This is a genomic window from Methylocaldum sp. 14B, assembly GCF_002005105.1.
Lineage (GTDB): Bacteria > Pseudomonadota > Gammaproteobacteria > Methylococcales > Methylococcaceae > Methylocaldum.
In genome coordinates, this window is sequence record NZ_MSCV01000019.1 from 17,208 (window position 1) to 34,573 (window position 17,366).

16 protein-coding genes are annotated in these 17,366 nt (G+C 56.1%); 11 read left to right on the forward strand and 5 right to left on the reverse strand.

What is annotated here, in order from left to right:
* Positions 1 to 24 precede the first annotated feature (24 nt).
* Positions 25 to 1,581 (reverse strand): glucan biosynthesis protein, encoded by a 1,557-nt coding sequence (locus tag B2A78_RS14540; protein ID WP_077730731.1) that lies wholly within the window; start codon positions 1,579 to 1,581, stop codon positions 25 to 27.
* Positions 1,582 to 1,804: 223 nt separating this feature from the next.
* Between B2A78_RS14540 and B2A78_RS14545 the strand changes: the two genes are divergently transcribed.
* The 6 genes from B2A78_RS14545 to B2A78_RS14570 all read left to right on the forward strand — a co-directional run bounded on the left by B2A78_RS14545 (position 1,805) and on the right by B2A78_RS14570 (position 8,306).
* Positions 1,805 to 2,563, forward strand: a complete 759-nt coding sequence (locus tag B2A78_RS14545; protein ID WP_276205398.1) for a Nif3-like dinuclear metal center hexameric protein — start codon at positions 1,805 to 1,807, stop codon at positions 2,561 to 2,563.
* Between the two features lie 6 nt (positions 2,564 to 2,569).
* Complete coding sequence (locus B2A78_RS14550) at positions 2,570 to 2,944, forward strand: GIY-YIG nuclease family protein (protein ID WP_077730733.1); 375 nt, start codon at positions 2,570 to 2,572, stop codon at positions 2,942 to 2,944.
* Positions 2,938 to 3,438 carry a GNAT family N-acetyltransferase gene (locus B2A78_RS14555; protein ID WP_168175437.1) on the forward strand — a complete coding sequence of 167 codons (501 nt, stop codon included), beginning with the start codon at positions 2,938 to 2,940 and terminating at the stop codon, positions 3,436 to 3,438. Before B2A78_RS14550 ends, B2A78_RS14555 begins: the two co-directional genes overlap by 7 nt.
* 153 nt (positions 3,439 to 3,591) lie before the next feature.
* Positions 3,592 to 3,957: a hypothetical protein gene (locus tag B2A78_RS26105; RefSeq protein WP_168175438.1), complete on the forward strand. Its 366-nt coding sequence runs from the start codon at positions 3,592 to 3,594 to the stop codon at positions 3,955 to 3,957.
* Between the two features lie 258 nt (positions 3,958 to 4,215).
* Positions 4,216 to 4,680: a metallophosphoesterase family protein gene (locus B2A78_RS14565; RefSeq protein WP_077730735.1), complete on the forward strand. Its 465-nt coding sequence runs from the start codon at positions 4,216 to 4,218 to the stop codon at positions 4,678 to 4,680.
* Between the two features lie 242 nt (positions 4,681 to 4,922).
* On the forward strand, positions 4,923 to 8,306 hold the full coding sequence (locus B2A78_RS14570) for an EAL domain-containing protein (protein WP_143735177.1): 3,384 nt from the start codon (positions 4,923 to 4,925) through the stop codon (positions 8,304 to 8,306).
* A 4-nt stretch (positions 8,307 to 8,310) separates the two neighbouring features.
* Here the strand turns inward: B2A78_RS14570 and B2A78_RS14575 are convergent, their stop codons facing one another.
* On the reverse strand, positions 8,311 to 9,381 hold the full coding sequence (locus tag B2A78_RS14575) for a hypothetical protein (RefSeq protein ID WP_143735178.1): 1,071 nt from the start codon (positions 9,379 to 9,381) through the stop codon (positions 8,311 to 8,313).
* 186 nt (positions 9,382 to 9,567) lie between these two features.
* The gene (locus B2A78_RS14580; RefSeq protein WP_077730737.1) at positions 9,568 to 10,887 is read right to left on the reverse strand and encodes a M18 family aminopeptidase; all 1,320 of its coding nucleotides are present in this window, start codon (positions 10,885 to 10,887) and stop codon (positions 9,568 to 9,570) included.
* A gap of 96 nt (positions 10,888 to 10,983) precedes the next feature.
* Between B2A78_RS14580 and B2A78_RS14585 the strand changes: the two genes are divergently transcribed.
* From B2A78_RS14585 to B2A78_RS14610, 5 genes are all read left to right on the forward strand, one after another.
* Positions 10,984 to 12,606, forward strand: coding sequence for a multiheme c-type cytochrome (locus tag B2A78_RS14585; protein ID WP_143735179.1), 1,623 nt, complete (start codon positions 10,984 to 10,986; stop codon positions 12,604 to 12,606).
* A 7-nt stretch (positions 12,607 to 12,613) separates the two neighbouring features.
* Positions 12,614 to 13,633 (forward strand): hydroxylamine oxidation protein HaoB, encoded by a 1,020-nt coding sequence (gene haoB, locus B2A78_RS14590; protein WP_077730738.1) that lies wholly within the window; start codon positions 12,614 to 12,616, stop codon positions 13,631 to 13,633.
* 530 nt (positions 13,634 to 14,163) lie between these two features.
* A complete protein-coding gene (gene ccmA / locus B2A78_RS14600; RefSeq protein ID WP_077730739.1) occupies positions 14,164 to 14,793 on the forward strand; it encodes a cytochrome c biogenesis heme-transporting ATPase CcmA in 630 nt (209 codons plus the stop codon).
* A gap of 5 nt (positions 14,794 to 14,798) precedes the next feature.
* A complete protein-coding gene (ccmB, locus tag B2A78_RS14605) occupies positions 14,799 to 15,467 on the forward strand; it encodes a heme exporter protein CcmB (protein WP_077730740.1) in 669 nt (222 codons plus the stop codon).
* Positions 15,468 to 15,472: 5 nt separating this feature from the next.
* A complete protein-coding gene (locus B2A78_RS14610) occupies positions 15,473 to 16,219 on the forward strand; it encodes a heme ABC transporter permease (protein WP_077730741.1) in 747 nt (248 codons plus the stop codon).
* Positions 16,220 to 16,396: 177 nt separating this feature from the next.
* Here B2A78_RS14610 and B2A78_RS14615 read toward each other — a convergent pair whose 3' ends face one another.
* Both B2A78_RS14615 and B2A78_RS14620 read right to left on the reverse strand, forming a co-directional pair.
* Positions 16,397 to 16,675, reverse strand: coding sequence for an Lpp/OprI family alanine-zipper lipoprotein (locus B2A78_RS14615; protein ID WP_077730742.1), 279 nt, complete (start codon positions 16,673 to 16,675; stop codon positions 16,397 to 16,399).
* A 122-nt stretch (positions 16,676 to 16,797) separates the two neighbouring features.
* Positions 16,798 to 17,352, reverse strand: a complete 555-nt coding sequence (locus B2A78_RS14620; RefSeq protein ID WP_240502537.1) for a L,D-transpeptidase — start codon at positions 17,350 to 17,352, stop codon at positions 16,798 to 16,800.
* Between the last annotated feature and the right edge of the window lie 14 nt (positions 17,353 to 17,366).

The following is a 17,366-nucleotide window of genomic DNA, read 5'->3' on the forward strand; positions in this document are numbered from 1 at the left end:
CAGGATTTAGTGCGCCGCCGATTTTTATGCCGCCGGCGTCCATTGATAAAGCCAGGTTTCGGTCAGCGCGCCCAGTTCGTCCCGAAGATAGCAACGTAAGTCGACCGGCTCGCTGCCGTCGCTTATCAAGTCGAAATTGCAGCGCCAGGCGTTGGTGCCCCTCAGCGGACGTGCCGCCGGCTCCTTGATTTGTCCACGGGAGGTCGTGATGATCGGCTCGACCTTGGCGGTTTCCGGCAGGTCGCTCAGCCGGCCGCCTTCGAAGTCAATGACGAACTTGCGAGATGGAATGCGGTTCTTTTGTCCGGGAATGCCGCCTGCTCCGATACGGGTGGCAACCACCTTGGCCGCACGGGAACTGACCGGCGGTTCGCCCCAGTGCAATCGATATTTGAATACTCGCTCCTGGCCCGGCTGGAATAGTTCCTCCGGACTCCAAAAAACGACGATGTTGTCGAAGGTCTCGTCAGCCGTCGGGATCTCCACCAACTGCACGGCACCTCGACCCCACCCGTCGAGCGGTTCCACCCAAGCGGAAGGACGTAGATGATAGTTGGCGCCATCGTCCAGATAATGGTCGAAGTTGCGATCCCGCTGCAACAGACCAAATCCTTTTGGGTTGTTGTCCACGAACGAATTGACGCGCACCACAGGGCTGTTGACCAGGGGGCGCCAAATCCATTCGTCGGTGCCGGCCCATAAGGCCAACCCGTCGCTATCGTGGATTTCCGGGCGGAAGTCGTCGGACACCCGGCGGTCGTTCTCGCCGTGCTGATACATGGATGTCAGCGGGGCTATGCCGATCCGCTCTATCGATTTACGCGGGAACAGATGGGCTTCGATTTCCATGACTGTCGTATCCCCCGGATTGACTTCGAAGGTATACGCGCCGGTGACGCTGGGGCTGTCGAGCAGCGCGTGGATGGTTACGAACTCGGCCTTGGGCGACGGCCTCTCCAGCCAGAAACGGCGGAATTCGGGAAATTCTTCGGGGCGCGGCAGCCCAGTGTCGACGGCCAATCCGCGCGCCGACAGGCCGTACTGCTTGGTGCCGCCGACGGCGCGGAAATAGCTCGCCCCGAGGAAGGCGAACATATCGCGTTCGAAGTCCGGCTCGGCATTGACGCGGAATCCGGCAAAACCGATGTCGCCGACTTTTCGGGGCCTTTCGAGTTTCGACCCGAACTCGAACAGGTCGGTCGAATACTCGATGGGTTCAGCCACGCCGTGGACGACCTCGTAGATCTCGACGGGGTGTTTGAAGAACAAGCCAAGGTGGAAAAGTCTTGCTTGGAACGGCAGATCTTGCTTGGCCCAGATCGAATGCTTGGTTTTGAAGCGGATCGATTGGTAGTCATCCCAATCCAGATTGGCGATCCAGGCCGGCAATTTTTCTTTGGGCGGATCGAAAGGTTTCCGGGAAAGCCGCTTGGCTTCCTCGATAAGCCATGCCTTGCTGAATGGCTTGGGTCCTGCTTTGCCTTTAGCTTCCGCGAGAGGCGTATAAAGCGCCGCCGGGCTGAGCACCCCCCATGCCGCCAGAGTCAGCAAACGCGCCAATAGGTCTCTTCGAGTCATCATGCTGTTACATCAATGAGAAATGAAGGTACGCAATCTAACGATCTTCCGACCTTACGTCCAGAGCCCAGAAAGCCCGTATGCGCCTGATGAAGAATGCGGTAGCTTCCCTCGGGCTGAGCTAATAGCGCTATCATGGGGAGCACGGCCGCTGCTGACAGCGGCAACGGTTTGCAGAATCGAGAACGCAGGAGGGCCAGTCAAAGATGGGGTCGTGCCAATGGTGATGCGAGATGATTTGGAAGCATTCTTGAAAGAACTCTTAAAACCGCAGGATTTCGCGGACTACGGCCCCAATGGCCTGCAAATCGAAGGGAGCGAGCGGATCGAGCGTATCGCGTTTGCCGTTTCGGCTACGGCGCACTCGGCATTCGCTGCGGTGGAACGAGGCGCTCAAGCGCTGATCGTGCACCACGGACTCTTCTGGAAGTTCCATGGCCCGAAAACCCTGACCGGCCCTTTCGCCCGGCGCGTTTTCCCGCTGGTGCGCAACCATGTCAGCCTGTTCGCTTATCATCTCCCGCTCGATGCCCATCCGGAAGTGGGCAATGCCGCCAGCCTGGGGCGGGCCATCGGTCTGGGCGAGCAGCAATCTTTCGGTGATTACCAACGCTGCCCGACCGGCATCAAGGGAGTGTTTGCCGAGCCGCTAAGCGCCGCCGCATTGCGGGACAGATTGGGCGCGGTGCTCGACCATCCGGTGCTGTTCGCAACCCCCGATGAAAGAGCGATTGTTCGGTCGTGCGGGATCATTACGGGCGGTGCGAACCGGGATTGGCCCTTGGCCTTGCAAGACGGGCTCGATGCCTACGTCACCGGCGAGATGAGCGAACACGACTGGCACGAGGCGCAAGAGGCCGGAATGCACATGTACGCGGGCGGCCACAACGCTACCGAACGCTTCGGCGTTCAAGCCTTGATGGAAAGGGTGCAGGATACTTTCGATGTCGAGTGTTTCTTCATTCCCAGCGACAATCCGGCATGATCGATCATGGCGTTTTCGACCTACCAGTTACTGATTCACGTCTCCGAAAACCTCCGAATCCGGATAGGGCAACTCGGCACCTTCGATTTTCCCACAGGCCGTTACATTTATACCGGGAGCGCGAAACGTAACTTCGAAGCGAGAATCACGCGGCATTTGGCCAAGAGCAAACGGCTGCGCTGGCATATCGACTATTTATTGGCCGCTTCCGGCGTCGATGTCGTGGACGTGCTAAGGTTTGACGCGTCCGAATGCGAGGTCAATCGTCGCACCGCAGGTCGCGTTATCGTCAACCGCTTCGGAGCCGGCGATTGCCGATCGGGTTGCGGCAGTCACCTCAAGTATCGAGCGGCCGGAGAGACTGTTGGGGAGCCATGCTGAGCATCGTTTCTGCCCAACCCGAAGATGCCGAAGCCATCGCCGAAATGGCTCTCGATATATGGCGACGCCATTATTATCCGGACGTGCTGACCCAGGATGAGATCGAGCATTTTTGGAATCGCATGTATCGGCCTGAAGCGATACGAAGCGAGATGGAGCGCGGAGTCGTTTACGAACGGATCGTGCTGGACGGTGAAATGGTCGGTTTTCTCGCTTATCACCACCATCTGGAGCAGATGCGTATGCGGCTCAACAAGCTTTATCTTTTGCCGCAATTTCACGGGCGGGGATACGGCGCGTCCGCGCTGGCGCACGTCAAGGCCGTCGCGGCACGCTTAGGGGCCCGCGAGATTTATCTTTACGTGTTCAGGAAGAACGATAGGGCAGTCCGTGCCTATCTTCGGGCCGGTTTCGTCATCGTCCGCGCAGAAATAGCCGAAGGCGGCGATGGTTTCTATTACGATGACTACGTGATGTGCTGTACGCTTGATTGAAGCGGGCGGTCCGCGGCTAAGCAACTGGGCATCCAGAGCACCGAGATGTGAGCTGGGCCGACGCCATCCTTGGCTTTTGGATTCCGAATCACAAACGGTTGCTTTAGCTGCAACCCTATTGTCTTCAGCCGCTCGTTATTGCGCGGGCGTTCCATGCTGCATCTGTTGGCCGCCCTGCATCGGTCCGCCGTGCTGCATTTGACCGCCGCCATGCTGTCTCATCTGCTGCATGTGCTGCTGCATCATTTGCTGATGCTGCGCGTGGTGTTCTCGCATGAGTTTCCGTTGTTCTTCTTTCAGTCGCTCCCGTTCTTTGTCGTCTTTGGCGGCGATGATCTGGTTCATGAGTTCGTGCATTTTCAGCATGTGATCCTGGGCTTGCCGAATGTGCTGTTCTCGTTGTTCCTCGGTCATGTTTCCCATCATGCCGCCCATCATTCCACCCATACCCCCCATGCCACCCATTTGGTGCTGACCGGTAGACTGTTGAGACGCGTGTTGTTCGGCGAAGCCGGTTGAACAAATCGGAGAAATCAACAATGCGGCAGCGATGCATTTCAAAGTTGTTTTCATAATGATCTCCTCCTAACGATGAGCTGATTAAACTGTCGACTCTGGTCCGCCGTCTTACGTGACATACGTTCCATCTTTTCAAAGTAGCAGCTAATGGACGGATGCACCATAGGCGGGAGCGGTTCGGAAACCGTCGTCCCCAAATAACATGAGGACATCATCTGAGCCGGCCGAGTTCAAGTCTGGAACCTATTTGGAACCCTAATGCGTTTTATCGGCGTTATTTCGGATACTCATGGTTTGATGCGACCTGAAGCGATAACCGCGCTTGGAGGCTGCGATCTGATTCTTCATGCCGGCGACATCGGTCGTCCCGAAGTGCTCGATACATTGCGATCCATTGCGCCGGTCGTCGCCGTTCGTGGAAACGTCGATAAGGGGGCATGGGCGGAGCCGCTTCCGGAACGGGAAGTTGTTCGTATCGATGGCCGTTGCATCTATCTCTTGCACAACCTGAAAGAGTTGAATCTGAACCCGGCGGCAGCCGGATTCGCCGCCGTGGTTTCAGGGCATTCCCATCAGCCGAAGATCCGTAAAGAAGGCGGGGTTTGTTATCTGAACCCCGGGAGTGCGGGACCGCGGCGGTTCAAATTGCCGGTTTCGATCGGGCGTTTGGTGCTCTCGGACGGAGAACTGTGCGGTGAGATCGTTGAACTCGATGTTTATTAATCAGGCCCGTAAATACCAGGAGGGTATTTACGGGCCGCTGCCAAGGCCGGTGTACAGGCCCGGCCTTGGCTCACTCGGCTTGCCGCCGCGCCGGGGTATCCGTGTCCCGGATTAACCCGGCCTATGTTTATAGGCCGGGTTAATAAGACGGTTTTTATCCGTCCATGACAGCTTTTGCTATCTTCTACCTGCCGGAGTAACTATTATGTCGCCGTTGCCCGACAACAACAAGAAACAACCCGATGGCAGAGCTTACTTATATTTCCCCCCTCCGGCTCATAGATCTTTATATTTTCTATGGCTTTTCTTTCCTGACTCTGTCGATTGTCGTCTTTTTGCAGCCCAGAAGCGATCGTGTTCTTCCTTTTGCCTCGGAGTTTTGGCTGTTGGGGATATTCGGTTTTCTCCACGGCATCAAGGAATGGCTGGATGCCTGGATGTTGCTCAATCGAGCGGACGGCGCGGGGCTGCGTTGGTTGAATGCTTCCATATTGGTGTTTTCCTATCTGGCGTTGTTCGAGTTCGGGCGCCGATTGGTGCTGCTCTGCGCGGCTTCCCGGAATGAACGGCAACCGGTTTGGCAACCATGGCTCGGCGCCTGGATTTATCTTCCCTTCTTGACTGGCGTGTTCGCACTGACTTGGATCGCCGATGATGCCATTCGTGGGGTAAGTGCCGGCGGAAGGATTTTTTTCGGTTTCAGCGGCAGTTTGATAAGCGGTGCGTTGTTGGTGGTGAAGCGGGGCCGCGTATGCGGGTGGCCAACCTTTCCCGAGACCAGACCTTATTTCTATGTCGCCGCGGGGGCGCTGTTCGCCTATGGAGTCGTCGCCGGATTGCTGACCGAGGGCGATGCTGCATTTCCCGACTGGATACCTACCGCGAACTCGTTCCTCGCCTCTACGGGCATTCCCATATATGTCCTCAGAGGGTCTTGCGCGTTCGTGCTGGCTCTGGCTTTGGCAGTCATTACGCGAGCGGCAAACATTGCCGCGCGAAAACACGAGGAGGCAGCGCGCGCCGAGGCGGCGGCGCTCAATATCGGTCTTGCGCGACGGGTGCGGGAAAGTACGGTTTCGCTCGAAGAGGCTAACTGCAAACTTCAGGAGGAAGTCGACGAAAGAAAACTCATCGAGCAGGGACTGCGGGAGCGTGAGGCCGATTTGCGGCGTGCGCAGTCGGTCGCCCACGTCGGCAGTTGGCATTTGGACGTTCGGAATAATGCGCTCCGCTGGTCTGCCGAAACTCACCGAATCTTCGGTGTTCCCGAGGCTGAGCCCCTCGCGCTCGAAAATTTTTTGAGATTGATTCACCCGGAAGACCGTGACTTTGTCGAAAATTCCTGGCAGGCCGCCTTGCGCGGCGAGCCCTATGACATCGAGCATCGAATCGTGGTCTCGGGGCAGGTGAAATGGGTACGGGAAAGGGCCAAACTCGAATTCGATCCCAGCGGCCGCCCGGTTTCCGGTACCGGCATCGTTCAGGACATTACTCAGCGAAAGCAGGCCGAAGAGGAACTGAGGCATGCCAAGGAGCTGATCCAGTTGGTGGTGGATTCGATACCGGCGTATGTATCGTTGGTGGATCGAGAGCACCGCTATGTCTTGGTCAATCGAGGTTATGAAGAGTGGTTTCAAAAATCGCGCGGCGAGATCATCGGCAAGCATATGTCCGACCTCATGGAACCGGACATTTATGAACAGGCGAAGCCCCATGCCGATAAGGCTTTGTCCGGCGAGGTCGCGCGCTTCGAATTGCCGGCCAGGAATCAAAAAGGCGTGCAGCGCTGGCTGGATATTCAGTATCTGCCACGAATCGGTGGGAACGGTTTGGTATCGGGATTCTTTGCGCTTTGCTTCGACGTTACACACCGCAAGCATACGGAGCAGCGGTTAAGACGGGTACTGGAGCGATTGCGGCTTTCCGAGAATCGGCAGCGCGAGCTGGCGAGACTCGCGCAGCAAGAGCATAGGCGAATGGGTGCGTTGTTGTCGGCCATGAGCATCGGCATTTTGTTCGAAGATCGAGGGGGGCTGATCGAGTATGTCAATCCGGCTTTCCACCGCATGTGGGCGATAGACGAAGATTTTCAACTGGTGGGGCGCACTACCCGTGATGTCCTGGAGCATTCGACACACCGGTTCGCCCGGCCGGATCACGCGTCCAAATACGTGTTGCATGTGCTCGACACTCACGAAATCAGCGAGCGATTCGAGCTCGATCTATACGACGGCAGGGTTCTGACGCAAATATCCTATCCGGTGACCGATGACGACGGGCGGACCATCGGGCGCTTGTGGATTTATGAGGACATCACCTACGAACGTCAAACTGCCCAGCAACTCCTTTATCTGGCCGAGCGCGATCCCTTGACCGGCCTGTTCAATCGTCACCGCTTCCAAGATCAGCTGGAACGCCTGATCGCCACTTCGGTGCGTACCGGCAGCCGATTTTGCCTGATCTATTTCGACCTGGACGAATTCAAGTACATCAACGACACCTTCGGCCACAAAGCCGGCGACACGGTGCTCGTGCGCATCGCCGGTGAAATATCGACTTTGGTGCGCCATGAGGAAACCTTCGCCCGGCTTGGCGGCGACGAGTTCGCCATTTTGAGCACGATAACCCCGAGCAGCGACCTCGAGGCTCTCCCTGGGCGTATCGCAAACGCGATTTCGGCGATCCCGTTCCGGTTCCGCGGCACCAATATGCGCGTTACCGGGAGCGTGGGCGTGGCGGTCTTTCCCGACCACGGGGAAAACGCGGAGGATTTGGTGGCGCATGCCGACGCCGCGATGTATCAGGCTAAAGGGCAGGGCAAGAACACTTGGGCGATTTACGACCCGACACGCGACAGCTCGGAAGCCATGATGCAGCGCCTGTCGTGGAACCGGCGCATCGCGGAGGCGCTTCAGAAAGATTTATTCGAACTCCATTTCCAGGGGGTTTACTCCGTTGACGGCGGCGCATTGAGTCATTTGGAGGTTTTGGTGCGCATGCGAAATCCTGTCGATCCCGCATGTCTCATCATGCCGGGGCAATTCATTTCCATCGCGGAGAAGAGCGGCCAAATCACCGAGATCGACCGCTGGGTGTTACGGCACGGAATCGAACTGTTGGCGCGGAATCCGTCGATTCCGCCGCTCGCCATCAATATTTCCGGCCGTACATTCGACGACCCGTCCCTGCCGCATTTCATTCGCAGTCAACTGAAGCAGAACGGCGTCGATCCTGCACGGCTCATCATCGAGCTGACGGAAACGGCGGCGGTTTCGGATATTCAGGATGCGCAACGGTTCATCGAGGCCATCCAACAGGCTGGTTGCCTGGTTTGTTTGGACGATTTCGGGAGCGGATTTTCGACTTTCGGCTATCTCAAATACTTGGGTGTCGAAGTGCTCAAAATCGACGGGTTGTTTATCCGGGACCTGCCGAACAATCGCGATAATCAAGTTTTTGTCAAAGCGATGGTCGACGTGGCGCGCGGACTGCAAAAAATCACTGTCGCCGAATATGTCGAGGACGCCGCGACGCTGGAGATGATCCGTGGTCTCGGCGTCACCCTGGCTCAAGGATACTATCTCGACCGGCCAGTAGCCGACCATCCGGCCCTACTGGAGAAATGAGGCTTTAAACTACGTAATCGACTTGCTGAACCGTGCCGGCGCTTCCGTTCTCAAGAAAGAACAGGCCGGTGGCCGTTACATCGCCGAGATGGTTGTTCAGCTTATCCGCTAATCGAAATGGACTGCTTAGTTGGCCCAGGTAAATGGCGCCCAGGCCCATCTGCTTCAGGCCGACGAGCTTCTGCGCTCCGGAAGCGTCCCACAGCCAGATGCGTAGCTTTTCATAGATTTTGTCGCCTTCATCGATAAAACCGTTGCGGTCATCGTCGTAAATCGACAATTCGGCAAATCCATTGCCGGTTGTCGGACCGAACAGTTCCCTGCCGTCATTCACGATACCATCTTCATTACTATCCAAGGCCAAGAAACCGCTGCCGCTTCGGAGTTGAGCGATTTGTTCGCTGATGCCGTCGGCGTTCAGGTCGAATGCGAAGCGGGTTTTTTCCAATTCTGCACCGGTTCCATCGAAATTCAGGACCAGAGGGTCGATCTTGGCTGCCTCTCCTAGGCGAAGGCTCGCACTGTGCTCGACGTAAAATTCGCGAGTCATGCTGAGTTGTACGGAAAACCGAAATTCTTGGCCATCCTTCGTCAGAATTACACCTTCCGCGGAAAAAGACATCGATTCATATTCGCGGTAAGAGGCAGTGTAATCGTAAGCCAAACCAAAACCAGCCGGCGCCTGCTGGGTTATCCGGCTTGCCTCGGGCGGCGTGTAACCGATTTCCGTCGATAGTTTCCTCGTTCCCTCGAGCTTCCTGTACAACTCTTCCGGAGACCGGATTACCGCATCGTGACCGGTAACGGCCTTAACCATGCGGCGGACGATATCGGCGATCAGGCGGTCCTTGGGACTGAGTCGGATATCAACGGGCCGATCGGCTTTTTCGGTGCCTCGGACCGACGCGGCGTCGGATGTGAGCGATACCCGGTCCATTTTGGTTAGCGGTTCGGTGGATCGACGGGACTCGCCTGTCCGCTTTCCAGTCCGAAGATGGAGCGACTCACGGCGGGCTAATACCTGTGAGGACTCGCGGTAGGCATTCATGCCGGCGGAAAATGACGCTATTCGCATGCTAAACGCTCCTCTTGCGGGAAAGAACCGTCGGCATTGCTCGGATGGCCGGACGGGAATTCCACGGCTATAAGAGTTGTATCGGCTCGGCATGCAAAAACCGGAGCCCTCGGGTGTTTCTCTCGGGAAACGGGTGCAGGTAATCGGCTGTCGTGTAGTTTGGGAGGATAAGAACAGGTTCAGGCGTCACGCATATCGAACCGCAGGCTCGGCAAAGAACGTTTTCAGGACGGCCGCCAAGTATGGTTGATCGAGAACGCCCGCGCTTTCCCGAATGCTGTGCATCGCCCATAAGGGGCAACCCACGTCGACTGTAGGGATGCCCAGCCGAGCGGCGGTCATCGGGCCTATCGTGGAGCCACACGCGAGATCGGTCCGGTGGGAATATTTCTGGTAGGGTACATCCGCCTGCCGGCACAGCTCGATGAACTTTGCTTCCGTCATGCTGTCGGTAGCGTAACGCTGGTTCGCGTTGACCTTGATCGCGGGTCCCAGGTTGACCGCGATGCGGTGCAGCGGCTCGTAAGCGTTGGGGAAATTGGGATGATAGGCGTGAGCCGCGTCGGCGCTGATCATAAAACTGCGGGACAGGGCTTGCTTGTAGCCGGATACGTCCGCATCGGCGGCGTAGGCGATGCGTTCCAGAACATCCGAAATGAAGCTTCCCATCGCACCCCTGTTGCTTTCGCTGCCGATTTCCTCATGGTCGAAAAAAGCGCCTACGCAGGTGCTTTCCGATGCTTCGGTTTCCAAAAGCGCTACCAAGCCGGCATAGCAAGAGCTGAGATTATCGAGTTGGCTGTCGGCGACGAACTCGAGCTGAGGTCCCCAGAAAGAGCCTTTTTGGGTATCGTAGACGTTCAAGTCCCAACTGAGAATGTCGCTGGGCTTACACTCAGCCTTATCCGCCACAAGATTGAGAAATTTATGCTCCGGCGTTTCGGCGTCGCAAAGGCCGCTGAACAACAACGGCAACTCGTTTTGTTTATTGAGCTTCAATCCGTCTTCGTTCACGGAGCGGTTCATGTGAATGGCCAGATTGGCCAACCGCACCAAAGGCTGTTCGAAATGAATCAGCCGGCTCTGCAGCATCGAGTCGCTTCTGACGCAGATTCGTCCAGCGAGGCTCAGGTCCCGGTCGCTGAAGGTGGCTAGGATTGGCCCGCCGTACACTTCGACGGCGAGACGCATCATGGTTTCCGTCTGGTGCGGGGCCTTGGGTTTAAGGCGCAAACCGGGCGAGTCCGTATGAGCGCCGACAATGCGAAAGCCGCTTTCGATCATGGGCCTGGAGCCGACAATAAAAGCAATCAGCGAAGACCCGCCGCGGATGACGTAGTGTCGCCCTTCCGGACGCAAACTCCAGGTTTGACTTTCCTCCAGGCGTGTGAAGCCCTTCTCGCGCAAGCGTCTTTCCATCGTGGCGACGGCATGCCACGGGCTGGGGCTGGCATCGATGAAGTCGAGCAGTCCTTGAGCGTGTCTAGCAATTTCGGGAGGGATCATGCTGAAGAACCTCAATAAAACGTTTGACGAGACTTGGTTCTGAATCGATACTATGTGGTGGGCGTCCGTTACAGACGGGGCCCTAACGGAGGAGTGATGATGCTAACAAAGATTCTAAAAAGCGTGATTTTCTTGCTTGTCGTGCAAGCGCTTACGGCAGTCGCCTACGCGAAGCAGGAAGACATCAGCTTTCAACAACTAAAAGACAAATACTATCAAGATCACCCCGGAAAGGGAAAATTCGGGGACCTTTGGGAGCCGATTCCCATCCAGAAATATTGGAATCCGAAGGACTTTTATAAGCCGCCTACAACCGTGACCGGCGAAGTTACGCGCGAGCAATGCGTTGTCTGCCACCAGTCCGTAACGCCCGGTGCGTTCCATGCCTGGCAAAATAGCAGCCATGCGAACTTGGACAAGATTCGCAACATGCCCAATGCTCAGGACCCGCGCTTCTATAAGAAAGCGAAGCTAGCCGAAGTCGAGCAGCAACTGGTCAAGCAAGGGCTGCTCAAAGACGGCGAACAGCTCAAAGATGTTGGCTGTATCGACTGTCACGGCAGTGTCGGCGCCAGCTCCATTCAGCACGACAAAGATTTGGTGATGCCGGATCGGGCCAAGTGCGGAACCTGCCACACGACCGAATTTGCCGAGGCCGAGTCCGAAAAGGATCAGGAGTGGCCGCAAGGCCAGTGGCCTAAAGGCCATCCGTCCCACGCGATGGACTGGAAGGCTAACGTGGAGACCGCGATTTGGGCGGGAATGGCGGAGCGCGAAATCGCCCAAGGCTGCGATATGTGCCATTACCAGCAGAACAAATGCGACGGCTGCCACACGCGGCATACGTTTTCTGCGGCCGAGGCGCGCCAGCCGGAAGCCTGTTCGACCTGCCACAACGGCGTGGACCACAACGAATGGGAAAATTATCTGCTCTCAAAGCACGGCACGGTTTATCTGACCCAGGGCAAGCAGAAATGGAATTTCGAGGTTCCGTTGAAAGACGCCATCACCAAGGGCGGTTATACGGCGCCGACTTGCCAGACTTGTCACTTCGAGTTCGAGGGTGAATATTCGCACAACCTGGTACGCAAAGTGCGTTGGGCATTCAACCCGACCCCGGCGATCGCGGATAATCTGAATCACCCCTGGTTCGAGCAGCGGAAGGATGCTTGGCAGCAAACCTGTGCGAACTGCCATTCGCCAAGCTTTGCCGAGAGTTATCTCACCGCGGCGGACAAGGGCACGATCGCTGGCCTGAAAGTCGAGCAGGAGGCCAAGAAAGTCGTCGAAGCTTTGCATAAAGACGGTCTGTTGCCCGGACAAAAGACCAATCGGCCGGAGCCGCCGAAACCGGAGAAGGATGCTGCCGGCGGGTTCTTCCAGCTGTTCTGGGCCAAGGGAAACAACCCGTCTCACGTGGAGCGCGTATACGCCGACATGTGGGAGCACGACGTGATCAAGCTCTACAAAGGGCTGTTCCACGCCAATCCGGGCGGTTTCACCTACACCGAAGGCTGGTCGGAACTGATGCGTGATTACGCCATCATCATGGATGAGAACACCAAGCTTCGGGAAGCAGCCGGGAAAACCGCGCAAAACGGCGAGTCGTCGACCCGGGTGGCATTGCGGGAGTTCAAGGATGCCGCCACCAGCCGATACGTGCTAGGTTCACTCCTAGTCGCCGCCGGCATCGTGGTGATCCGTTCCCGCAAACGCTAGGAGCGGCATGACGCAGCTTAACGAAGACGCCCGGCGGATCAGCAAACCGAGACTGTTTCTAGGTCTTGGATTGCTGCTTGCCGGGATAGCCATCTTCTTTTTGGGATTGCCGCACTTCTTTTCCAAGGAATTGCGGTTCGAAAAGATCAAGGAGATGAAACCCGGCGATCCGGGTTTCCCCACGCTGGACGGGCAGTTTCAGCCCGAGAGCCTGGGGGAATACGAGATCGGCCGGGCGGATCAGGTGATGGTCTCTTTGCACGCCGTAAGCTACAGCGACAAAAGCGGCGCATTGCGGCGTGCCATTGTTTTTCCGCCTTCCGATCATGGTTCATCGGCACCGCAGGGTATCAGGGACGGAAATCAGGTACGGCATGATCTTTGGGCGAACGCCGCGAAAGCGATTCGCCAACACACGGATGAGAATGCCTTGTTCGTGTCGTGGTGGGATAATGCTCAACGAATTCACTTTTTTTCCGGGCGCGACGCCTGGGCGGCGCAGCCGGTGGCCGATGCGTTTCCTGAACCGCGATCAAGAGACTTTTGGGGTGAAATCGCCGGTGGTTTTGCCGAAGACGAGCAGCCGCTGCGCCAATTGGCACGCTGGCTGACCATGGATGCCGACCAAGCACTTGCCGAGCTTTCAGAGCGTCTACCGAAAGACAGGCCGGTTTTCTGGGCCGTTTGTTTGGACGATCTGGCAAGGCTTTCGGAGATCGAAGCCTTGAGCGGCGTTAGCCTTCCCTTAGAGGCAAGGTTCTTTCCGGCCGAAGCGAATATCCACGCCCAGATTTCAGCGGTAAAACGCTGGGCTGAAGAAAAAGGCCGCGCCAGTTATCTGGTTCATCCGCTTCCTGGCGGCGGCATTCGTGCCTGGCGCATTACTTCGGAAGAGGGTGGAAAAACTCTTTTAGCCCGACTATTGCCTTTCGTCGGCTCCGTGGGGCGTACTCCCGAGCAACTGCAGCTGGTCTACCAATCAGAGCAAGGCGCTTACCTAAGTATTTTTAAGTGGATTGCGCCATAACCGAGCAAACATTGCAACGCGGAAAGCGGACGTTTTTTGAGCGTTGGGATTGACTGTCATTCGTTGAAATTATCGCTTCGATGTCGCATGCCTCTATTATTCTGCAATAATTTGACCTCGACTTTGTGGCAGAATGGGGGAGGGATGAACGATCAACGAAAATACTTGCGGACGCCACTCAACGCTAAAATATCGATCATGCATGAGTCGCTCGGTACAATCGAACTGACCACAGCCGATATCTCGGACGGTGGGTTATTTGTCCAAACGGCGGGTCGTCCGCGATTTGTTGCCGGAGACGAGGTAACAGTCCAGGTTTGCGGGATGGAGGACGCACCCATTATTCGAGCGGTTGTAGTAAGACTGACGACTAACGGAGCGGGGCTCCGGTTTCTCGACGATCCCGAAGCTTTCTAGTGCTTTCAACTTAATGTCCCGCTGGTCAGCGAGATCATCATACGGCGCCGTTGCCGCTTCGTCCGATCTCCCTTTAACGCATTGAGCATTCAAAACGCATTCCCGACCGATAAATGAACGATCCAGAGCCTACGCTTCAAGCGCGGGGATTGGAGTGCGTGCGCTCCGATAGCCTTTTGTTCAGTGACCTGAACCTCAGCGTCAGAGCCGGGCAAGTTCTTCAAATCGAAGGCCCTAATGGTAGCGGCAAGACCAGTCTGCTGCGGATACTCGCTGGCCTTACTCCGCCCAGCGATGGTGAAGTGCTCTGGCGCGGCGAAAATATCGCACGGCGGCGCTCCGCGTTTCTTTCCGAAGTCGCTTATTTGGGGCATCAATTGGGACTGAAAGCGGAACTGTCCGTAGAGGAGAATCTGCGTCTTTCTCTCGCCCTTAATGGCCTGTCTTTTTTACACGAAAGTTTGGCTGAGGCTTTGCGAACAGTAGGGCTGACGGGCCGAGAGGATACTCCCGCCCGCGCGCTCTCGGCGGGGCAGCGGCAACGCATTGCTTTAGCTCGATTGATCATGTCGTCCGCGAAGCTTTGGATTCTCGATGAACCTTTTACGGCCCTTGATGTCGGCGGCGTTTCCTTGGTGGAGACATTGCTGGAGGCTCATTTGAGCTGTGGCGGGTTGGCTGTTCTCACGTCTCATCAAACCGTGCGGATCGACCGTAGGCTCGTTAAGCTGCCTTTGGCGTGAGACAGATGATCGGTCCTTTCTTGGCACTACTTAAGCGCGATCTATTATTGGCCTTTCGGCATCGGGGCGAACTTGCGAATCCGTTGTTGTTTTTCTTGATCGTGGTGACGCTTTATCCGCTCGGGGTTAGCCCGGAAGAGGCTCTCCTCCGGAAGATTGCGCCGGGAGTGATCTGGATCGCGGCTTTGTTGGCTGCGTTGTATTCCCTGGAAAATATGTTCCGCTCCGACTTTGACGATGGTTCGCTGGAACAGATGGCCTTAAGCCCTTATCCTCTTTCGCTGCTGGTGCTCGCGAAAGTGCTGGCGCACTGGCTGGTGAGCGGATTGCCGATGCTGTTGCTGGCGCCATTGCTGGCTTTGTTTCTGGCTATGCCTACGCCGGCCCTGACCGTACTCGAATTAACTCTGCTGATCGGCACGCCGCTCTTGAGCTTGATCGGGTCCATCGGGGTGGCGTTGACCGTCGGGCTTAGGCGCGGGGGTATCCTGCTGACGTTATTGGTCCTGCCTTTGTATATTCCCGTCTTGATTTTTGCCACTAATGCCGTTTCGGCCGCTGCCGCAGGAATGGCTGTTACCGGCCAGTTATATTTTTTAGCCGCTATGCTGGTTCTGGCGCTAACCCTAGTCCCGCTGGCAACGGCTGCCGCTTTGCGAATTAGCTTGAGTTGACCCTTATGTGGACGTTCTTCCATAAACTGGCTTCGCCGAAACATTTTTACCGCATTTCCGGATATTTGATTTCATGGCTAGGATTGATAACGGCGCTGTTGTTATTGGCCGGTCTATACCTGGGCTTATTCGTTGCTCCCCCTGATTATCAACAGGGGGAAAGCTATCGAATTATGTTCGTGCACGTGCCTAGCGCGTGGATGTCTCTTTTTATTTACGTCTTTATGGCCGTGCTTAGTGCCATTTACTTGATTTGGAATATCAAGCTGGCCGATGTGATGGCGAGCAGTTCGGCGGCCCTCGGCGCGTCCTTTACATTTCTTGCGCTGGCCACGGGGTCTCTCTGGGGCAAGCCAATGTGGGGTGCTTGGTGGGTATGGGATGCGAGGCTCACATCCGAGCTGATTTTGCTCTTCCTCTATCTGGGCTATATCGCTCTGGTTTCCGCGATCGAAGATCAGCGCTCGGCGGCTCGGGCGGGCGGTGTTTTGATTTTGGTCGGGGTGGTCAATATTCCGATCATCCATTACTCGGTCGAATGGTGGAGTACCCTTCATCAGGGGCCTACGGTAACCAAATTCGACAAGCCCTCCATTCATATCAGCATGCTGCTGCCTTTGCTGCTCATGGCCGCAGCGTTTCAGCTCTATTACTTCACGGTGCTTCTAATCCGCGCCCGCGCCGAAGTTCTCGATCGTGAAAGGCGCAGTGCCTGGGTGCAGGAAGCATTCTCGGGCACTGAACCCCGTTAGGTGCCGGCTTCTTAGCTCGTCATTCCGTATACCGCCTGCTGGTAAGGTTCCCGTTTGTCTCGGCGCTCTAACCGCTCGTCAAACCAGCTTATGTCGTTCTTTCGCCCATAAAAAACCCCGGACGACTTGCGTCGACCGGGGTCTCGTAAACTGTTCGCGACTTTGAGAGACGCGAGATTACTTCATCATCGATTTTCTGAACATGCGATCCAATTTGCTGTTCACTTCCTCAGAAGAGGCAGCGGCTCTGCGAGCAGCAGATTCAGCGCTGGCAGCTTTCGATTCAGCAGCCTGAGCAGCAGACAACGCTTCGTCGGCGGTGCTCTTAACAGAGGAAACCTCCGCTTTCAAACCGTCAACCTGAGTCTGCAGGTTGTTGAGGTCGGATTTGCTGGCGCAGCCTACGGTCAAACCAGCAGACAACAGTAATACGCCCAATTTGGTTGCTTTCATCATCGTTTCTTTCCTTTTTTATTGACTGAAATGCTTGGCGAGATCATCCGTCCCGAAGAACAAATGGGTGACATTTTAAGTGTGCCCCGGAATGGATAATCTTTCCAGTATTATTTTGGCACAAATTACCGAATTACCACTAGGGTGCCTTTTTTCACCCAGGTGCTGAGTCTATCGATTTGCTCGTTAGTCATGGCTATGCATCCTTGAGTCCAGTCAAAAAACTCGTGAACGGCGAGACTGGCTCGCCCCAAACCGTGAATTCCGATTTGTCCGCCGAGCACTGTGTTTTGAGGGGGAATGGCCGCGCCGATGCTGGTGCGCAAAATCGTGCGATAGGTATCCGGCCCGATTAAGCCCGTCGTAAAGGCACGCTCAGCGTTCTCCCGATTGGGATATGTAAAGCCGAAAAACTTATGGTATCGGCTGTTTTCGTTGATCCAGCCGATATGATATTCACCCAGCGGGGTTTTGTAGTCTCCCCGTTCTTTGAATAGGCCGACGCCTCTGCGCCCGAGTGCAATTCTTTCGAAAACTTCCAAATCGTGGTCGCCTTCCATTACCTTCAATACATGCGGTGCGGTTTCGACCAGCAGCCATATGCTGTCGTCTTTCATACTTGCTTCCGTGTTCAGTGAGAGCAGCGCCGGAAGTAGGCCGAGAACAGATCGCAGTTTCACGTGTTGTCTCCTAG

Coding starts and splice junctions, on each gene's coding strand:
- B2A78_RS14540 (WP_077730731.1), bottom strand. CDS start 1,581: ATGATGACTCGAAGAGACCTATTGGCGCGTTTGCTGACTCTGGCGGCA.
- B2A78_RS14545 (WP_276205398.1), top strand. CDS start 1,805: ATGCGAGATGATTTGGAAGCATTCTTGAAAGAACTCTTAAAACCGCAG.
- B2A78_RS14550 (WP_077730733.1), top strand. CDS start 2,570: ATGGCGTTTTCGACCTACCAGTTACTGATTCACGTCTCCGAAAACCTC.
- B2A78_RS14555 (WP_168175437.1), top strand. CDS start 2,938: ATGCTGAGCATCGTTTCTGCCCAACCCGAAGATGCCGAAGCCATCGCC.
- B2A78_RS26105 (WP_168175438.1), top strand. CDS start 3,592: ATGCTGCATCTGTTGGCCGCCCTGCATCGGTCCGCCGTGCTGCATTTG.
- B2A78_RS14565 (WP_077730735.1), top strand. CDS start 4,216: ATGCGTTTTATCGGCGTTATTTCGGATACTCATGGTTTGATGCGACCT.
- B2A78_RS14570 (WP_143735177.1), top strand. CDS start 4,923: ATGGCAGAGCTTACTTATATTTCCCCCCTCCGGCTCATAGATCTTTAT.
- B2A78_RS14575 (WP_143735178.1), bottom strand. CDS start 9,381: ATGCGAATAGCGTCATTTTCCGCCGGCATGAATGCCTACCGCGAGTCC.
- B2A78_RS14580 (WP_077730737.1), bottom strand. CDS start 10,887: ATGATCCCTCCCGAAATTGCTAGACACGCTCAAGGACTGCTCGACTTC.
- B2A78_RS14585 (WP_143735179.1), top strand. CDS start 10,984: ATGATGCTAACAAAGATTCTAAAAAGCGTGATTTTCTTGCTTGTCGTG.
- haoB (WP_077730738.1), top strand. CDS start 12,614: ATGACGCAGCTTAACGAAGACGCCCGGCGGATCAGCAAACCGAGACTG.
- ccmA (WP_077730739.1), top strand. CDS start 14,164: ATGAACGATCCAGAGCCTACGCTTCAAGCGCGGGGATTGGAGTGCGTG.
- ccmB (WP_077730740.1), top strand. CDS start 14,799: ATGATCGGTCCTTTCTTGGCACTACTTAAGCGCGATCTATTATTGGCC.
- B2A78_RS14610 (WP_077730741.1), top strand. CDS start 15,473: ATGTGGACGTTCTTCCATAAACTGGCTTCGCCGAAACATTTTTACCGC.
- B2A78_RS14615 (WP_077730742.1), bottom strand. CDS start 16,675: ATGATGAAAGCAACCAAATTGGGCGTATTACTGTTGTCTGCTGGTTTG.